Origin of the sequence: Microbacterium sp. M3, from assembly GCF_033548675.1 — a bacterium.
Taxonomy (GTDB): Bacteria; Actinomycetota; Actinomycetes; order Actinomycetales; family Microbacteriaceae; genus Microbacterium; species Microbacterium arthrosphaerae.
Map to the genome: position 1 here is coordinate 1 of NZ_JAWTZT010000011.1, position 1,438 is coordinate 1,438.

Consider the following 1,438-nt stretch of genomic DNA (forward strand, 5'->3'; position numbering starts at 1 on the left):
GGGTGAGTCCCATAACGTGGTGTCACTTCCCGCGGGGTCGTCGTCGTCGTAGACGTCGAAGGGCCACCGTGGGATGACCATTGTTTCCGGCAAGAAGCAAAGCAGAGATCCCACGATGACCCACAACCAGTCTGCCCTCTCGACCCTGATCGGCGAAGTCCTCGCCGATCCCGACCTCGCCCACCAGGACGTGTTCCGCCGGATGCTGCAAGCCGGCCTGCAAGACCTCATCGACGCGGAAGCGACCGCGAAGATCGGCGCCGCCCGTTACGAACGCTCCCCGGAACGCACGACCCGCCGCAACGGAACCCGGCCGAAGCTGCTCGCCACTCCCGCCGGTGAGGTCGACCTGCAGCTCCCGAAGCTGCGGGAAGGGTCGTTCTTCCCGTCGCTGCTGCACCCGCGGCGGCGGGTCGACAAGGCGCTCTACGCGGTGATCTGCCAGGCCTGGATCGACGGGGTGAGCACCCGCAAGGTCGAGCAGCTCGTCCGCGCTCTCGGCAACGACACCGGCATCTCCCGGTCGACGGTGTCGCGGATCTGCGGCGAGATCGACGAAGCGGTCCACGAGTTCCTGCACCGCCGGATCGATCACACCTGGTTCCCGTACTTGTTCCTGGACGCCACCTACCTCGACGTCCGCCACCGCGGCCGCGTCGTCTCCCAGGCCCTCGTCGTCGCGACCGGCGTCAGCGGCGAGGGCCGCCGGGAAATCCTCGGGATGGCGCTCGGCGACGCGGAGACCACCGACTTCTGGACCGAGTTCCTCCGCAGCCTCCGCGACCGCGGCCTGAAGGTCGCCACCGACGCCGACCCGCTCGGCGTCGCCCTGGTCACCAGTGACGCGCACGCCGGCCTGAAGGCTGCGGTCAAGGCGATCCTGCCCGGATCGGGATGGCAGAGATGCCGGGTCCATTTCGCCCGCAACGTCACCCAAAAGATCGGCTCCGCCCGCTCGAAGCCCGTCAACGCGCTGATCTCCACGATCTTCGCGCAGACCACGACGGAGGCCGTGCTGGCCCAGTACAAGGCCGTCACCGACAGTCTTCGCGGCTCGTTCCCAGAGATCGCGGCCATGCTCGAGGGCGCCGAAGCCGACCTCACCGGGTTCGCGCCGCTACCCCGCGAGCACTGGCAGAAAGTGTGGTCGAACAACCCGATCGAGCGGCTGAACCGCGAGATCAAACGCCGCGCCGACGTGGTGCAGATCTTCCCCGACCGCGACTCCGTGACCCGACTCATCGGAGCCGTCCTCCAAGAGCAGCACGAGGAATGGTCCTACGGAGAACGCCGCTACTTCTCCGACATCTCCATGCGCAAACTCGTCCACACCCTCCACGACCACGCCGAGCCCGCACGCCCCGAGCTCTACCTCACCGCCTGACCATCACCCACCATCAGGGAGCAACGGAATGACACCACGCCACGGGACTTGACC

Annotated in this window: 1 protein-coding gene; it reads left to right on the forward strand. The window is 67.5% G+C overall.

Annotated elements, in window-relative coordinates:
* The first annotated feature begins 115 nt into the window (after positions 1 to 115).
* Positions 116 to 1,384: an IS256 family transposase gene (locus R8Z57_RS17380; RefSeq protein ID WP_318355044.1), complete on the forward strand. Its 1,269-nt coding sequence runs from the start codon at positions 116 to 118 to the stop codon at positions 1,382 to 1,384.
* Positions 1,385 to 1,438: the final 54 nt, after the last annotated feature.

What these genes read in the sequence shown, in the direction of transcription:
- R8Z57_RS17380 (WP_318355044.1), top strand. Translation starts at nt 116, where the DNA reads ATGACCCACAACCAGTCTGCCCTCTCGACCCTGATCGGCGAAGTCCTC.